This window comes from Microbacterium terricola, assembly GCF_027943945.1.
In the GTDB taxonomy this organism is placed as follows: domain Bacteria; phylum Actinomycetota; class Actinomycetes; order Actinomycetales; family Microbacteriaceae; genus Microbacterium; species Microbacterium terricola.
Window position 1 is genome coordinate 2971186 of the sequence record NZ_AP027141.1, and the last position, 16804, is coordinate 2987989.

The window sequence follows — 16804 nt, forward strand, 5'->3', positions numbered from 1 at the left end:
TATGTCAGCCGGAAGCCACCAGGGGGCCGAATCCGCGGTTCTGCCTGAGTTGCGAACACGTCCGGACGGGGACGGACCGGGGGCCGCGTCCGACCCGACCCCCGTCCGCACGCCGATAGCCTGGACCGATGGGTCGAGACGAGGATGAGCGCCGCAGACTCTCCCGCACCTCGCCGCAGTCCGCGATCGTCGCGGTGCTCGCCATCGCCGGGCTCGCGTCCTCGTTCATGTTCACGCTCGTCGTGCCGATCCAGTCGAAGCTGCCCGAGCTGCTGAACGCCAGCCGCGAGGACACCGCGTGGGTGGTGACCTCGACCCTCGTCGCCGCCGCCGTCATCACGCCGATCTCCGGCCGCCTCGGCGACATGTACGGCAAGAAGCGGGTCGTCCTGGCGCTGCTGGCGAGCCTCGTCGTCGGCTCCGTCATCGCGGCCGCCTCGCCCGGGATCGTCGGCGTCATCATCGGCCGCACCCTCCAGGGAGCTGTGACGGGCGTCATCCCGCTCGGCATCTCGATCCTCCGCGACGTGCTGCACGAGAACAGGGTCGACGCGGCGATCGCCCTCATCAGCGCGACCCTCGGCGTCGGCGGCGCCCTCGGCCTGCCGATCAGCGCGCTCATCACCGAGCGCAGCGACTGGCACGTGCTGTTCTGGGTGGCCGCCGGACTCGGCGTCGTCGTCTTCGCCCTCGTCGTGTGGATCGTCCCGGAGAGCGTGCTGCGCACCGCCGGCCGGTTCGATTACCTCGGTGCGACCGGGCTCGCGATCGGGCTCGTCGGCATCCTGCTCGCGGTGTCGCGCGGGAACGAGTGGGGCTGGACGTCGGCGCCCGTGCTCGTGTGCGGAATCGGCGGCGTGCTGGTGCTGCTGCTGTGGGGCTGGTACGAGCTGCGCATCGACGAGCCGCTGCTCGATCTGCGCGTCGCGGCGAGGCGGCCCGTGCTGCTGACCAACCTCGCATCCATCGCCATGGGGTTCGCGCTCTTCTCCTCGAACGTGTCGTACCCGCAGATGCTCGAGCTGCCGGTCGCGGCGGGCGGGTTCGGGCTGACCCTGCTCGGGGCGAGCCTGGTCGTCATGCCGGCCGGCCTCGTCATGATGGTGCTGTCGCCGTTCTCCGGGCAGCTCGCGCGCACCGTCGGACCGAAGCTGCTCCTCGTCGTGGGCGCCCTCGCGCTGGTCGGGTCGTACGCGTTCACGCTGCTGTTCTCGACCGAGGTCTGGCAGCTGGTCGTCGCGAACATCGGGATCGGCGTGGGCATCGGATTCGGCTACGCCGCGATGCCGATGCTGATCATGCGCTCGGTTCCGCAGCACGAGACGGGCGCCTCGAACGGCCTGAACGCGCTGTTCCGGTCGCTCGGCACGAGCACGGCCGCCGCGGTCATCGGCGCGGTGCTCGCGACCTACACGACCGAGCTCGACGGGATGCCGGTGCCCTCGCCGACCGCCTTCCAGCTGTCGTTCGTGCTGGGCGGCGTGGCTGCGGTGGTGGCGTTCGTGCTCGCCCTGTGCATCCCGCGTCGCGCGGCGGCCGGCGAGCGACACCCCTCCCTTCCGCGCTGACAGGGCTATACCCTGGCGCCATGAGCGGCACAGAATCGGTGGCGACCTCGGCGGCCCCCGGCGACAAGGACACCAGCTTCTTCGGCCAGCCGCGTTCGCTCGCGACGGTCTTCGGCGTGGAGATGTGGGAGCGCTTCAGCTTCTACGGCATGCAGGGCATCCTGCTCATCTACATGTACTTCACGGTCGCGGAGGGCGGCCTCGGCATCGACAAGGCGGTCGCGACGGGCATCGTCGGCGCCTACGGCGGCACCGTGTACCTGTGCACGATCCTCGGCGCGTGGCTCGCCGACCGCCTGCTCGGGTCGGAGCGCGTCCTCTTCTACAGCGCGATCATCATCATGGCGGGGCACATCGCCCTCGCCGTCCTGCCGAACGTGTGGGGCCTCGGCGTCGGGCTCATCCTCGTCGCACTGGGCTCGGGCGGGCTCAAGGCCAACGCCACGGCGATCGTCGGCACGCTCTACGCCCCCGGAGACCTGCGGCGCGACGCGGGCTTCTCGATCTTCTACCTCGGCATCAACGTCGGCGCGTTCCTCGGCCCCCTCATCACCGGGTTCCTGCAGAGCAACGTCGGCTTCCACTGGGGCTTCGGCGCCGCGGCGGTCGGCATGGCCATCGGGCTCACGCAGTACTCGTTCGGGCGCAAGCGGCTCCCCGAGTCGTCGAAGATCGTCGCGAACCCGCTCCCCCGCAACCGCTACGGCCTGGTCGTGGGCATCGGCATCGCGGGCATCGTGGTCATCGTCGCGCTCGTGCTCCTCGGCGTCATCAATGCGCGCAACCTGGCGAGCGTCGTCATCATCGTCACGCTCGTCGCCGCGGTCGCCTACTTCTTCGTCATCGTGTCATCGCACCGGATCACGGCGGACGATCGCTCTCGCGTCCTCAGCTTCATCCCGCTGTTCATCGTCAACGTCGGGTTCTGGTCGCTGTACCAGCAGCAGTTCACCGTGCTCACGATCTACTCCGACGAGCGGCTCAACCGCATGATCGGCGGCTGGGAGATGCCGATCTCGTGGGTCAACTCGATCAACCCGGTCTTCGTCATCATCCTGTCGGGGGTGTTCGCCGCGATCTGGACGAAGCTCGGTCCGCGGCAGCCGTCCGCCCCCGTGAAGTTCGCGCTCGGCGCCATCGTCATGGGCATCGCGTTCCTGCTGTTCCTCCCGTGGGCGAACGGCGCGCCGAACTCGACGCCGCTCATCGCGATCGTGCTGATCCTGCTCGTCTTCACCATCGCCGAGATGTTCATCTCGCCCCCGGGCCTGTCCGTCACCACGAAGCTCGCCCCCGAGAGCTTCCACACCCAGATGGTCGCGCTGTACTTCCTCTCCGTCGCGCTCGGCACGTCGATCGCCGGCTGGCTCGCGCAGTTCTACGACCCGACGAACGAGGTCCCCTACTTCACGATCCTCGGCTTCATCGCGATCGCCCTGGGCATCGCGCTGCTGCTGGCGGTCAAGCCGGTGCTCGCCCTCATGCGGGGGGTCCGGTAGGCCTGCGGGTCACGCCCAGAGGTCGGCGAGCCGCGTGACGAGCTCGCGTCCCTGGTCGTATCCGGCCTGAGCCGCGGCCGGTCGCAGCGTCCCGTCCATCGCGCGGGCGCCGAACAGGTGCTCCGCCGCGGCGTCGGGGACGATCGTCTCGACGCGGCTTCCGCCCGCGCGGAGCCGGTCGACCTGCGTGGTCAGGTGCGTGCCCCACTCGACCGGCGTCAGCGAGCGTCCGCCGAGCGGCGAGAGCACCAGCACCCGCTCGCAGCCGGCCGCCAGATCGGCGTTCTCCGCGTTGGAACGGTAGCCGCCGTCGATGTACCGGCCCTCGCCGATGCGGTAGGCGAAGCCGCCCCCGGACGTGCTGGCCGCGACGGCATCGGCCAGGCCGACGCCGCTGTCGCGGTCGAACACCACCGGCTCGCCGGTGCGGGCGTCCACGGCGGTGAGGAGCAGCATCCGCTCCGGCCACCTGTCGGCGGGTAGCCGGCCGGCCACGGTGGTCCGCCACCGTGCGGACTGGGCCCCGTCCGACGCGGCGTCGACCTCGAGCGCCGCCGCGCCCATGCGGCGCCGCCAGTCTGCGGCATCCTCGGACGTCGCGATGATCCCGCGCATCCTGTCCAGGTGGTCGTCCAGGCCTCGGACGGGCGGGCGGGCGGCGGTCGCCCCGACCGCCGCGGTCCGCTGCGGAGGGACGGGGGTGAGCGTGGCCCTGAACAGTTCGGCGGGTGAGGCGCCGGCCAGCTGGCCGCCCGCGGTGGCGCCGGCGGAGGTGCCGATCGTGCGGTCGGCACCGGTCACGTCGAGGCCGGCGTCGAACAGGCCGGCGACGATGCCGATCAGCCAGGCGTTGCCGGTGGAGCCGCCGCCGCCGAGGACGAGGGCGGTCGAGTGGGGCTGGGAGGAAGGAGTGTGCATGGGAGTGCCTTTCGCGATGCAGGCGCTCCCGGCGGCGACGACCTCAGTCGCGCGATCGTGGACGAGAGGGAGCGCCCACGGTGAGTGATGCGTTCATGGGTCTGGCCTCCTCTCGGCGGATCACGATCGACGTCGACGGTAGCACGGTCAGACGAGGCGCAGTTCGCCGTCGATGGCGGATGCCGCGGCCCGCAGCTTCGGGAGATGCCCGTCGGTGAGGTGCTCGACCGTGTCGCGGGTCGCGCTGGTCGACACGTTGACCGCGGCGACGACCGCGCCGTCGCGGCCGTGCACGGGCACGGCGACGGAGCGCAGCCCCGGCTCCAGCTCACCGTCGACGAGGGACCACCCCTGCGCCCTCACCCGCTCGAGCTCTGCAGCGAGCGCGGCCGGGTCGGTCATCGTCCGCCCGGTCAGGTGCTCGAGCGCGGAGTCGGCGAGCGCCTGTGCGCGGGCGGCTTCGGGGAGCGCGGCGAGCAGCACGCGGCCCATGCTCGTGGCGTACGCGGGGAAGCGCGTGCCGATCGTGATGCGGACGCTCATGATCCGGCGGGTGGGGACGCGCGCGATGTAGACGATGTCGCCGCCGTCGAGCACGGCCGCCGAGACGGACTCGTCGACCTCCCGGGAGAGCCGCTCGAGGTGGGGCTGCACGACCTCGGGCAGCGAGAGGGCCGACAGGTAGCTGAACCCCAGCTCGAGCACCTTGGGTGTGAGGGAGAACCGCACGGTCGCCCCGGCCCCCGCCGACGGACGGACGTAGCCCAGCGTCTCGAGCGTGCGCAGGAACCGGCGAGCGGCCGCGCGCGGAAGCTCGGCCCTGCGCGCCACGTCGCTGAGCGAGAGCTCCGCGTTGTCCGCATCGAACGCGCGGATCACCGCGAGGCCGCGGGCGAGCGACTGCACGAAGTCGGCGGAGGGTTCGATGCTCATCCGATCATCATCTCCCGGCCCGCCGAGCGAGGAGCGCAGCGACGAGTCTCTCACCGCTCGAGGACGACCGCGAGGCCCTGGCCGACGCCGATGCAGATCGCCGCGACCGCGACGCCCCCGCCGCGCCGGGCGAGCTCGTGGGCCGCGTGCCCGATGATGCGACCGCCCGATGCGCCGAGCGGGTGCCCGATCGCGAGCGCTCCGCCGTGGATGTTGACCTTGTCCGGATCGAGGTCCGGCCAGCCTGCGATGCACGCGAGCGACTGCGACGCGAACGCCTCGTTCAGTTCCACCAGGTCGACGTCGGCCCACGTCCTGCCGGCGCGGGCGAGCGCCTTGTTCGCCGCCTCGATGGGGGCGATGGGGAACTGATCGGGGTCGACGCCGTGCGACGCGCGACCGACGATGCGGGCGAGCGGCTCACCCGGGAGCACACCCTCGCCGGCGAGCAGCACGGCGGAGGCGCCGTCGTTGATGGGCGACGAGTTGCCCGCCGTCACCGTGCCCTCGGCCGCGAACAGGGCCTTCAGCCCGGCGAGCTTCTCGACGGATGAGTCGTCTCGGATGCCCTCGTCGCGGGCGAGCTCGGCACCGGGCACCTGCACGATCTCGCCGTCGTAGACGCCCGCGGCCCATGCCTCGGCGGCGAGCCGGTGCGAGCGCACGGCGAACGCATCCTGCTCCGCGCGGGAGATGCCCCACTCGCCGGCGATCTTCTCGGCCGATTCGCCGTTGCTGATCGTCCACCCGGCCGGCAGCGCCTTGTTGGTCATGCGCCAGCCGATCGAGGTGTTCCACAGGGTCTGGTTGCCGACGGACGGCCACGGTCGCGGCGACTTCTCGACGACGTACGGTGCCCGGCTCATGGACTCGACGCCGCCGGCGAGGATGATGTCGGCGTCGCCGGCCTCGATCGCCCGCGACCCCTGGATGACCGCCTCCACCGACGAGGCGCACAGCCGGTTGACGGTCACGCCGGTGACGGATGTGGGGAAGCCCGCGAGCAGCGCGCCGAAGCGCCCGACGTTCCGGTTGTCCTCGCCGGCCTGGTTCGCGTCGCCGAAGATCACGTCGTCGATGCGGGCGGGGTCGAGTCCGGCGCGTTCGACGGCTGCGCGCATGACCACGGCGGCGAGGTCGTCGGGGCGCACGCCCGACAGCGCGCCGCCGGCGCGGCCGAACGGGGTGCGCACGGCGTCGTAGACGAAGGATGCGGTCATCTCAGTTCTCCGTGGTTCCTGAGCCCGTCGAAGGGCCCCGCGTGGATGCGGTGGCCACCGCATCCGCCAATGCCAGCCCGGTCAGCTCGGCGAGCGACTCCACCGTGTTGTCCCCGAACGCCTCACGCACGGCGAAGCCGTCGGGCGTGACATCGAAGACCGCGTGGTCGGTGTAGACGCGGGTGACGCAGCCGACCCCGGTGAGCGGGTAGCTGCACGCCTCGACGAGCTTGGACTCCCCCGTCTTGGTGAGCAGGTCGGTCATCACGTAGACCGACTTCGCGCCGATGGCGAGATCCATCGCACCCCCGACCGCCGGGATCGCCCCGGGGGCGCCGGTCGACCAGTTCGCCAGATCTCCGCGCTGCGACACCTGGAAGGCGCCGAGCACGCAGACATCGAGGTGACCGCCGCGCATCATCGCGAACGAATCCGCGTGGTGGAAGTACGCGGCGCCCGCCAGCGCGGTCACGGGCTGCTTGCCCGCGTTGATCAGGTCGGGATCGACGAGCCCGGGTTCGGGCGCCTCGCCCATTCCGAGCAGCCCGTTCTCGGTGTGCAGGATGATCTCGAGGTCGGCGGGCAGGAAGTTGGCCACCAGTGTGGGTGCGCCGATGCCGAGGTTCACGTAGGAGCCCTCGGGGATGTCGGCGGCGATGCGCGCGGCCAGCTCGTCGCGGGTGATGCGGGTGCTCACTGGTCGACCCCCGCTGCCCCGGCGCTCTGGCCGGCCGAGACGGCGACCGGCTGCCCTTCGATGTCGACGCCGCCCACGAAGGCGCCGTCTCGCAGCCACTCCCGCTCCCCCACCGCGACCACGCGATCGACGAAGATGCCCGGGGTGACGACGTGCTCGGGGTCGATCTCGCCGAGCGGGACGATCTCGTCGACCTGCGCGATCGTGGTCGCCGCGGCGGTGGCCATGATCGGGCCGAAGTTGCGTGCCGTCTCGCGGAACACGAGGTTGCCCCACCGGTCGCCCTGGAGCGCGGAGATGAGCGCGAAGTCCGCCCTGATCGGATACTCGAGCACGTACGCCCGCCCGTCGATCTCGCGGGCCTCCTTGCCCTCCGCCAGCACCGTGCCCACGCCGGTCGGCGAGAAGAAGGCGCCGATGCCGGCGCCCGCCGCGCGGATGCGCTCAGCGAGGTTGCCCTGGGGCACGATCTCGAGCTCGATCTCGCCGGCGCGGTACAGCCCGTCGAACACCCAGGAGTCGTGCTGGCGGGGGAACGAGCAGATGATCTTGCGCACGCGCTTGGTCGCCAGCAGCGCCGCCAGGCCCACGTCGCCGTTGCCCGCGTTGTTGTTGACGATCGTCAGGTCACCCGCGCCCTGCGCGATGAGCGCGTCGATGAGCTCCACCGGCTGACCCGCGCGGCCGAAGCCGCCGATCATCACCGTCGCGCCGTCTGGAATGCCGGCGACGGCGGATTCGACGTCTGCCACGGTCTTGTCGATCACGCGCACCTCCTCGTGGTTCGTGCTGTTCGCTGTGCGAACGCGTGTTCGCAGAACGGAACCAGGATAGCGCGAAACGCCGCCCCCCGCCAGGGGTGCGCAGCGGGAGGCGGCGCCTACGGCTCCAGCGTCAGCGACGCGGGGATCGGCACGATGTGCTCGCGGAGCGCGATGATCTGCCTCGCATGATCGTGCAGGCGGACGTCCTCGGCGGTCTCCGGCAGCCACTGCGGCACCGGCGCGGCGACGCCGCCCGCGCCCGGTACGACGAACACGCTCATGCACTGGGTCGTCAGGGTGAGGTCCTGCGGGGTGCGCGGGTCGGCCGTCGAGACCCGGATGCTGAGGTGCATGCTGTGGGCGCTCGTGTACACGAGGCGGGCCTCCACCTCGACGAGATCGCCGATGCGCACGGGTGCGAAGAAGTGGATGCCGCCGGAGTACACCGCGACGGCGGTGGCCGCAGCATCCCCCAGATCCGCCGCCCAGCCCACCGCGCACGCGTAGGCCGCCTCGTCGATCCAGCGCATCACCGTGCCGCCGTGCGCCTTGCCGCCCCAGTTCACGACGCCCGGAGGCACGAGGAACCGCAGCACCGTGCGTGGCGCGCGGCCGGCGTCGGTGTACTCCTGGTCGAGCATGAGCTGCTTGATCCGCGTGCGCGCGTCGATGCGCTCGAGCGCCGCGGCGGCGAGCTTGTGATCGGAGCGGCTGGACGGCTCCCAGGGCGGGACCGTGGCCGGGCGACCGGCGTCCCCCTTGGCGACGAAGATCAGGATGCAGGTCGTCGCGGGCGTGTACAGCCGGTCGCTCACCTGGGCAGACGAGACGGTCACGACCACGTGCATGCTCGTCCGGCCGGTGTGCACGAGACGTGCCTCGACCTCGACCAGGCTGCCGAGCGGGATCGGACGACGATGACGCACGTTGCCGACATACGCGGTGACGCAGTACGCGCCGGCCCACCCGACCGCGCAGGCGTAGCCCGCCTTGTCGATCCACTCCATGACGCTGCCTGCCGCGACCGAGCTGCCGCCGGCGGCGGTGTCGGCGGGCGTGGTCATGAAGCGGAGTGTGATCCGGTCGTCCCGGCCGGCGACCCGCGGATGCTGCGTGCTCGGGGTGTCCACGCGGTCAGCCTAGACGCGCCATCGGCGGGTCACCCGTCCGTGACAGGGCAGAATCGATCCATGGCCGCACCGCACCTGCTCCACGACCACGCCTGCCTCATCGTGCACGGCAAGGACCGCCCGGGCATCGTCGCGGCGGTCTCGGCGCTGATCACGCGGCACCAGGGCAACATCGTCGCGTTCGACCAGTACTCCGACGATCCGACCGGCGGCGACTACTTCCAGCGCGTCGTGTTCCACCGCCCTGACCTGTCGGCGGCGCTCCCCGCGCTCGAGGACGACCTCGCACGCACGCTCGGCGACGGCTTCGACCTGCAGTGGACCATCACCGACCAGTCGATTCCGAAGCGGATGGCGATCCTCGCGTCCAAGCAGGACCACTGCCTGCTCGATCTGCTCTGGCGGCACCGCCGCGGCGACTTGCCCGTGTCGATCCCGATGGTCGTGTCGAACCACACGACCGCCGCGGAGGACGTGCGCTCGTTCGGGGTGCCGTTCTTCCACGTGCCGTCGGCGGGGGCGGACAAGGCGGCCGCGGAGGCGCAGATCCTGCAGCTGCTGAAGGGCAATGTCGACTTCGTCGTGCTGGCCCGCTACATGCAGATCCTGTCAGCCGACTTCCTCGAGCAGCTCGGGGTGCCGGTGATCAACATCCACCACTCCTTCCTGCCCGCCTTCGTCGGCGCCGAGCCGTACCGCAAGGCGAAGGAGCGGGGCGTGAAGCTCATCGGAGCGACCTCGCACTACGTGACCGACGACCTCGACGAGGGTCCGATCATCGAGCAGGACACCGTGCGCGTCACGCACGCCGACACCTCGGCCGAGCTGGCCCGCCGCGGCGCCGACGTCGAGCGTCAGGTGCTCTCGCGCGCCGTCCTGTGGCATGCGCAGGACCGCGTGATCCGCCACGGCAACCACACGATCGTGTTCTGACGCGCGGCGAGTGAGCGTTAGAACACGTACTCCATCAGGTCGAGGCCCAGGGTGCGGAAGGCCTCGTGCGCGCGCGAGCGGTGCATGATCGACAGGTCGTCGAAGCACACGATGAGCGCATAGGCCACTCCGGCCCGCGGCCCCGCGAGCACGCCGGCCTCGACCCGGACGCCGGCGTCACGTCCGGTCTTGTTGATGAACAGCAGCCCGTGCTCGTCGTTCTCGTGCGCGAACGGGTCGAGCCCCGTCGCCGACGCCACCAGCGAGAGGTCGTGGTTCAGGCTCAGCCACTCCGCGACCTGCGCGCTCACCGCGGGCGAGACCGCCTGCGAGTTGACCAGCGCCGCGAACACCTCGGCGAGCTCGCCGGCCGACCCGACCGCGACCTGCGGGGCGTCGTCGGGGCCTCGCTCGTCGCGGAAGGCGTCGATCAGCGCGGTGCGCGTCATGCCGAGCTGCTCGATGCGCGCGCGGACGGCCTCGAGCCCGACCTTCGCGATCAGGGCGTTCGAGGCCAGCGCGTCACCCGTCGACGCGGCGAGCACGGCGAGGTCGACCAGCGGCAGCGCTGGCGCCTTCAGGTGCTGCCAGATGCCCACGGTCGCGACCGGGCCGACGTCCTCGCGATCGATGATCTCGAGCGGGTCGAGCGTGCCCGCCTCGATGCCCGCGGCCACCTCGATGAGCAGCGGCACCACGCCGAGCCCCGCCACCGGGAGGGTGAGGTGGTCGTCGCCGGCGAGCACCACGTGGCCGCGGTCGAGGTCGGTGATGCGCACCGACACCCGCGCACCCGCGGTCGCCAGCTGGTCGAGCGCCTTCAGGGTCGAGGTGAACGACCTGCGGCCGGCCGCGGCCCTGCGCGGGAGCCGGCGTTTGCCGCCCCGGCGAGACTCCCGCTGGGATGCTGGATCCTTGAGTGGCTCCGGGGGCGTGCCCATGAGCGCGGTTCCTTCCAGTCGGATGCGGCTGCGGCGGGTGGTCTGCGATGCGGTGTCCGCGGCGATCACCAGATGGAGACCCGCTTGTCGGCGTCGAGCCAGAGAGCATCCGACTCGGTCACCCCGAACGCGTCGTAGAACGCGTCGATGTTGCGGACGATCTGGTTGCAGCGGAACTCGTTGGGCGCGTGCGGGTCGATCGTGAGGAGGCGGATCGTCTCCGCGTCACGGCCCTTCTGCTGCCAGATCTGCGCCCAGCTCAGCAGCAGACGCTGGATGCCGGTGAACCCGTCCAGCACGTCGTCGCCCGCGCCGGCCCCGTCGAGATGCAGCGCGTAGGCCTTCAGCGCGATGCCGAGGCCGCCCAGGTCGCCGATGTTCTCGCCGATCGTGAGGGCGCCGTTGACGTGGTTCTCCTCGGCCAGGCCGACCGGGACGAGCTCCTCGTACTGCGCGATGAGATTCTTGGTGCGCTCCTCGAACGCCTCGCGGTCAGCATCCGTCCACCAGTCGCGCAGCGACCCGTCCCCGTCGAAGCGACTGCCCTGGTCGTCGAAGCCGTGCCCGATCTCGTGACCGATCACGGCGCCGATCCCGCCGTAGTTGGCGGCAGCATCCCGCTCCGCGTCGAAGAACGGGTACTGCAGGATCGCCGCGGGGAACACGATCTCGTTCATCAGCGGGTTGTAGTACGCGTTGACGGTCTGCGGGGTCATGAACCACTCGTCGCGGTCGATCGGCTGCCCGACCTTGCCGAGCTGACGATCGTGCTCGAGCACGTGCGCGCGGCGGACGTTGCCGATCAGGTCGGCGGCGTCGATCTCGAGCCCGGAGTAGTCCTTCCACTTCACGGGGTAGCCGATCTTGGGGGTGAACGCGTCGAGCTTCGCGAGCGCGCGCTCGCGGGTCTCCGGGCTCATCCACTCGAGGTCGGTGATGGACTGGCGGTAGGCCTCGATGAGGTTGGCGACCAGCTCGTCCATGGCCTCCTTCGCCGCCGGCGGGAAGTGCCGTTCGACGTAGACGCGGCCGATGGCCTCGCCCATCGCCGCCTCCGCCAGGCCGACGCCGCGCTTCCAGCGCTCGCGGTTGACGGGCACGCCGGTGAGCTGGGTGCCGTAGAACGCGAAGTTCTCGTCGACGAAGTCATCCGAGAGGAACGCGGCGGCGCCGTGCACGACGGCGAAGCGCAGCCAGGCCTTCCAGTCCTCGAGGCGGTCGTCGACGAGCAGGGCGCCGAACGACTCGAAGAAGCTCGGCTGGTACACGTTGACGACGGCGAAGGCGTCGGCGTGGTCGGGTGCGACGCCGTCGATCCACGGCTGCAGATCGAGGCCGACGAGCTCGGTGAACTCGGCCCAGGTCTTCAGGTTGTAGGTGGCGACCGCGTCGCGGCTGCGCACGTTGTCCCAGTGGTGCGTGGCCAGCTCGGTCTCGAGCGCGAAGACGCGGTCGGCCGTGCCCGCGGGGTCGTCGATGCCGGCCAGGCCCAGGATCCGCTCGATGTGCCCGCGGAACGCGGTGCGCGTGGCCTCGAAGCTCTCGAGCCGGTAGTAGCTCTCGTCCGGCAGGGACAGGCCGCTCTGAAGCACGAACGGCACGTAGCGGGTCGGGTTGCCGGGGTCGGGCTCGACGTACAGGCCGAAGAGACCCCGCACACCGTCGCGCTCCAACTCGCCGATCGTGCGCAGCACGTCGTCGACGGAGGCCACGGCATCCACCTTCGCCAGCTGATCGGCGAGCGGGGATGCGGCGAGTTCCGCGATGCGGTCCGTGTCCATGAAGCTGGAGTACAGGTCGCCGATCTTGCGGGACTCGGTGCCGGGCTCCGCCTGCTGCGACTCCTCGACGATCGCGCGCACGTCCTTCTCCGCCTGCTCGGCGATGAGGTGGAACGAGCCCCAGCGGGCCTTGTCCTCGGGGATCTCGGTGCGGTCCAGCCACGAGCCGTTCACGTGCCGGAACAGGTCGTCCTGCGGGCGGATCTCGGTGCTCAGCTCGGACAGCTCGATACCCGAGCGGGGGGCGGTCTCGGTCATCCGTCCAGGATACGCGCGCCGACCGACCCCGGTGGTGGGCAGTCGCCGCATGTGTCGCATCTAGGCTCATCGCATGGCCGCGCAGACCCTGAACCGGGACATCCTGCGCCTCGCCGTCCCCGCGCTCGGGGCCCTGGTCGCCGAGCCGCTGTTCCTCATCGTCGACTCGGCGCTGGTCGGCCATCTGGGGGTGACGCCGCTGGCGGGGCTCGGCATCGCGTCGGCGGTGCTGCAGACGATCGTGGGGCTGATGGTCTTCCTCGCGTACTCGACGACGCCCGCGGTCGCCCGCCGGTTCGGGGCGGGCGACACGCGCGACGCCGTCTCCGTCGGCATCGACGGCATGTGGCTGGCGGTGCTCATCGGCGCGGTCCTCGCCGCCGTGGGCGCTCTGCTCGCGCCGACGATCGTCGGGCTGTTCTCCGCGACGGAGGCTGTGTCCGAGCAGGCCAGGATCTACCTCGAGCTTTCGATGTGGGGCCTGCCCGCGATGCTCATCGTCTTCGCGGCCACCGGACTGCTGCGCGGGCTGCAGGACACGGTGACGCCGCTGTGGATCGCCGGGCTCGGCTTCGCCGCCAACGCCCTCCTGAACGCCTTGTTCATCTACGGGTTCGGGTGGGGCATCGCCGGGTCGGCCCTCGGCACCGTGGTGGCGCAGTGGGGCATGGTGGCCGCGTACGTCGTGGTGGTGGGCCGGCTGGCGCGGGAGCACGCCGCATCCGTCCTCCCCCAGCGCGAGGGCGTGCGCGGGTCGGCGCGCTCGGGCGGCTGGCTCTTCGTGCGCACCGTGTCGCTGCGGATCGCCCTGCTCGCGACCGTCGCGGTCGCGGCGGGCCTCGGCACCGATGAGCTGGCCGGCTGGCAGGTCGCGTTCACGATCTTCTCGACCGCGGCATTCGCCCTCGACGCGCTCGCGATCGCGGCGCAGGCGCTGATCGGCAAGGGCCTCGGCGCGGGCGACGAGCCGTTCGTGCATCGCGTGCTCGGTCGCACTGTGGCGTGGGGCGCCTGGTTCGGCGTGGCGGTCGGCCTCGTGATCGGCGGCCTCTCCGGTGTCATCGGCCTGGTGTTCACGGGCGACCCCGAGATCGCGGCGCTGGTGCAGCCCGCGCTGATCGTGCTCGCCGTCGCGCAGCCGGTGTGCGGCGTGGTCTTCGTGCTCGACGGCGTGCTGATGGGCGCGGGCGACGCCCGCTACCTCGCCGTCGTCGGGATGCTGAACCTCGTGCCGTTCCTGCCCGCCCTCGTCGCGATCGCCCTGCTGCAGCCGACGGACGCCGCCGGCCTCGCCTGGCTCGCGGCCGCGTTCTTCGGCGTGTACATGCTCGCCCGGCTCGCCACCCTCGGCTGGCGGGTGCGCGGCGCCCGATGGCTCACCGCCGGGGCGTGATCCTCACGCCCAGCGGCGACACCATTCGTACATCACCACGGCCGCGGCCGCGCTGGCATTGATCGAGCGGGTCGAGCCGTACTGGGTGATCTCGACGACGCCGGATGCTGCCGCCACTGCCTCGGGCGACAGCCCGGGCCCCTCCTGGCCGAAGAGGAGCACGCAGCGCTCGGGCAGCTCGGCCCGGTCGACCGGCTCCGAGCCCGCGACGTTGTCGACCGCGATCACGGGGAGTCCACCTGAGGCCGCCCACGCCGCGAAGGCGCTGACATCCTCGTGGTGGCGCACGTGCTGGTAGCGGTCGGTGACCATGGCGCCGCGCCGGTTCCACCGCCGCTTGCCGATGATGTGCACCTCAGCGGCGCCGAACGCGTTGGCACTGCGGACGATCGAGCCGATGTTCATGTCGTGCTGCCAGTTCTCGATCGCGACATGGAACGGATGCCGCTGCGCATCGAGATCGGCGACGATCGCGTCCATGGTCCAGTAGCGGTAGCGGTCGATCACGTTGCGGCGGTCGCCGTCCGCCAGGAGTGCGCGGTCGTAGCGAGGGTCGTCCGGCCACTCCTCCGGCGCGCTCGGCCACGGGCCGACCCCGTAGGGGAGTTCCGGCTCGGCGGGCTCGCCTGTTGGCGCGGCGTCGGGCGGCGGGGTCACCGCCCCAGGCTAGCCCGGCGCCTCCCGGTCCCTCTCGCTCTTCCCCCTCTCGCCCTTCCCCTCTCGCCCTTCCCCTCTCGCTCACCTGTCGCAGAGTGCGCGTTGGGATGCAGATTGCGACAGGTGAGCGGGAAGGTCGAGGCCTTTTCGGGGCGCCGAAACATCGCTACAGTTTCGGTATGCCGAAATCAGCGTCGACGGCGACGTCACCGCGGGCGACGAGTCCGACCCTCCGGCCTGCGCCGGGAGGCCCACCCGTCGGCGCCCGCATCGCGTGGCTGCTCGGCCCCGCTCTCGTCGCGGGTGTCGCCTACCTCGACCCCGGCAACGTCGCCAGCAACATGACCGCGGGAGCCCGCTACGGCTACCTGCTGGTGTGGGTGGTCGTGATCGGCAACGTGATGGCGTGGCTGATCCAGTACCTGTCGGCCAAGCTCGGCATCGTCACCGGCCAGAGCCTGCCCGAGGTGCTCGGCGAGAGGCTCCGCAACCGGTGGGGCCGGCGCGCCTACTGGGTGCAGGCCGAGCTGGTGGCGATGGCCACCGACATCGCCGAGGTGATCGGCGGCGCGGTCGCCCTCAACCTGCTGTTCGGGCTCCCGCTGCTGTGGGGCGGCGCGATCACCGGGGCCATCTCGATCGCCCTGCTCGTGCTGCAGTCGCGGCGCGGCCCGCGCACGTTCGAGTTCGTCGTCATGGCGATGGTGCTGATCATCGCGGTCGGGTTCGTGTTCGGCGTCTTCGTCGTCCCGCCGGACCCCGCGGGGATCGTGGCGGGTCTGGTCCCCCGCTTCGAGGGGACCGACTCGGTGCTGCTGGCAGCATCCATCCTCGGCGCGACGATCATGCCGCACGCCATCTACGCGCACAGCGCGCTGGCGCGCGACCGGTTCCGTGCGAGCGAGCACTCCACCCCCCGGCTGCTGCGGGCGACCCGGTGGGACGTCACGATCGCCATGGCCGTCGCCGGCACCGTGAACCTCTGCATCCTGCTGCTCGCGGCCGCGGCGCTCGCAGGCGTGCCGGGCACCGACAGCCTCGAGGGCGCCTACGCGGCCCTGCGCGACGGCATCGGCCCGCTGGTGGCGACCCTGTTCGCGGTCGGGCTGCTCGCGAGCGGCCTGGCCAGCACCGCCGTCGGCGCGTACGCGGGCGCCGAGATCATGCACGGGCTGCTGCGGGTGCGCATCCCGCTGATCGCGCGGCGGCTGGTGACCCTCATCCCCGCACTCGCGATCCTCGCGATCGGCGCCGACCCGACGGGCGCCTTGATCCTGAGCCAGGTGGTGCTGTCGTTCGGCATCCCGTTCGCGCTGATCCCGCTGGTGGCGCTGACCGCGCAGGAGCGCACCCTCGGCCGGTATCGCAACCGGGTCGGCACGACGATCGCCGGGGTCGCCGCATCCGTGTTCCTCATCACCCTGAACGGGGTGCTCCTCTGGCTGGTGTTCACCGGCGGGTAGCCTTGCCTGGTGCCGATGTCCGTCGCGATCGACGACTACCTGAAGACGATCTACCACCACACCGAGTGGCAGAGCGACCCGATCACGCCCTCGCAGCTGGCCGCCGAGCTGTCGCTGGCGCCGTCGAGCGTGACCGAGATGGTGCAGAAGCTCGCCGCCCAGGGTCTGGTCACGCACCGTCCGTACGGGCCGATCCGGCTGAGCACCGCCGGCGAGGTGCGCGCCGCGGCGATCATCCGGCGGCACCGGCTGGTCGAGACGTGGCTGGTCCGCGAGTTCGGCTACTCCTGGGACGAGGTGCACGACGAGGCAGAGGTGCTCGAGCACGTGCTCAGCGACCGCCTGCTCGCGCGCATCGACGAGCGGCTCGGGCACCCGCGCTTCGACCCGCACGGCGACGCGATCCCCGACGCCGACGGGCACGTGCACCGCGAGGCGTTCGTGCTGCTGCGCACGGCGCCCACCGGCCACACCGGCCGCGTGCTGCGCGTGAGCGACCGCGACCCGCAGCTGCTGCGCGCGGTCGAGGCGGCGGGCGTCTCCGTGGGGGCGGTCGTGACGGCGGTGGATGCTGCCACCCTGCGCCTCGGCGGAGCAGACGTCAGCCTGCCGGGCGACGCTGCCGACGCCGTCTGGCTCTCCGCCTGAG

General features: G+C 71.4%; 15 protein-coding genes. 6 read left to right on the forward strand and 9 right to left on the reverse strand.

What is annotated here, in order from left to right; all coding sequences use genetic code 11:
• Window positions 1-128 precede the first annotated feature (128 nt).
• Complete coding sequence (locus tag Microterr_RS14145) at window positions 129-1568, forward strand: MFS transporter (RefSeq protein WP_263797208.1); 1440 nt, start codon at window positions 129-131, stop codon at window positions 1566-1568.
• Window positions 1569-1588: 20 nt separating this feature from the next.
• Window positions 1589-3067: a peptide MFS transporter gene (locus Microterr_RS14150; protein WP_263797207.1), complete on the forward strand. Its 1479-nt coding sequence runs from the start codon at window positions 1589-1591 to the stop codon at window positions 3065-3067.
• A 9-nt stretch (window positions 3068-3076) separates the two neighbouring features.
• Here Microterr_RS14150 and Microterr_RS14155 read toward each other — a convergent pair whose 3' ends face one another.
• The 6 genes from Microterr_RS14155 to Microterr_RS14180 form a co-directional block, all read right to left on the reverse strand.
• Window positions 3077-3985, reverse strand: coding sequence for a patatin-like phospholipase family protein (locus Microterr_RS14155; protein WP_263797206.1), 909 nt, complete (start codon window positions 3983-3985; stop codon window positions 3077-3079).
• Between the two features lie 147 nt (window positions 3986-4132).
• Window positions 4133-4918, reverse strand: a complete 786-nt coding sequence (locus Microterr_RS14160; RefSeq protein WP_263797205.1) for an IclR family transcriptional regulator domain-containing protein — start codon at window positions 4916-4918, stop codon at window positions 4133-4135.
• A 50-nt stretch (window positions 4919-4968) separates the two neighbouring features.
• A complete protein-coding gene (locus Microterr_RS14165; RefSeq protein WP_263797202.1) occupies window positions 4969-6138 on the reverse strand; it encodes a thiolase family protein in 1170 nt (389 codons plus the stop codon).
• 1 nt (window position 6139) lies between these two features.
• A complete protein-coding gene (locus Microterr_RS14170; protein WP_263797201.1) occupies window positions 6140-6835 on the reverse strand; it encodes a 3-oxoacid CoA-transferase subunit B in 696 nt (231 codons plus the stop codon).
• Entirely contained in the window at window positions 6832-7602 is a 771-nt protein-coding gene (locus Microterr_RS14175; protein WP_263797200.1) for a 3-oxoacid CoA-transferase subunit A, read from the reverse strand. Before Microterr_RS14175 ends, Microterr_RS14170 begins: the two co-directional genes overlap by 4 nt.
• 113 nt (window positions 7603-7715) lie before the next feature.
• Window positions 7716-8729 carry an acyl-CoA thioesterase gene (locus Microterr_RS14180; RefSeq protein WP_263797198.1) on the reverse strand — a complete coding sequence of 338 codons (1014 nt, stop codon included), beginning with the start codon at window positions 8727-8729 and terminating at the stop codon, window positions 7716-7718.
• 60 nt (window positions 8730-8789) lie between these two features.
• Between Microterr_RS14180 and purU the strand changes: the two genes are divergently transcribed.
• Window positions 8790-9662 carry a formyltetrahydrofolate deformylase gene (gene purU / locus Microterr_RS14185; RefSeq protein WP_263797196.1) on the forward strand — a complete coding sequence of 291 codons (873 nt, stop codon included), beginning with the start codon at window positions 8790-8792 and terminating at the stop codon, window positions 9660-9662.
• A gap of 17 nt (window positions 9663-9679) precedes the next feature.
• On the opposite strand, the gene Microterr_RS14190 is transcribed toward purU, so the two are convergent.
• Entirely contained in the window at window positions 9680-10603 is a 924-nt protein-coding gene (locus tag Microterr_RS14190) for a serine hydrolase (RefSeq protein WP_263797195.1), read from the reverse strand.
• Between the two features lie 65 nt (window positions 10604-10668).
• Window positions 10669-12642 (reverse strand): M13 family metallopeptidase, encoded by a 1974-nt coding sequence (locus Microterr_RS14195; protein WP_263797193.1) that lies wholly within the window; start codon window positions 12640-12642, stop codon window positions 10669-10671.
• Between the two features lie 73 nt (window positions 12643-12715).
• Between Microterr_RS14195 and Microterr_RS14200 the strand changes: the two genes are divergently transcribed.
• Window positions 12716-14035, forward strand: a complete 1320-nt coding sequence (locus Microterr_RS14200) for an MATE family efflux transporter (protein ID WP_263797192.1) — start codon at window positions 12716-12718, stop codon at window positions 14033-14035.
• A gap of 3 nt (window positions 14036-14038) precedes the next feature.
• Here the strand turns inward: Microterr_RS14200 and Microterr_RS14205 are convergent, their stop codons facing one another.
• Window positions 14039-14692 carry a TrmH family RNA methyltransferase gene (locus Microterr_RS14205; protein WP_263797191.1) on the reverse strand — a complete coding sequence of 218 codons (654 nt, stop codon included), beginning with the start codon at window positions 14690-14692 and terminating at the stop codon, window positions 14039-14041.
• Between the two features lie 179 nt (window positions 14693-14871).
• On the opposite strand from Microterr_RS14205, the gene Microterr_RS14210 reads away from it, so the two are divergent.
• Window positions 14872-16155, forward strand: a complete 1284-nt coding sequence (locus Microterr_RS14210; protein WP_263797190.1) for an Nramp family divalent metal transporter — start codon at window positions 14872-14874, stop codon at window positions 16153-16155.
• Window positions 16156-16170: 15 nt separating this feature from the next.
• Window positions 16171-16803 (forward strand): metal-dependent transcriptional regulator, encoded by a 633-nt coding sequence (locus Microterr_RS14215; protein WP_263798877.1) that lies wholly within the window; start codon window positions 16171-16173, stop codon window positions 16801-16803.
• Window position 16804 lies beyond the last annotated feature (1 nt).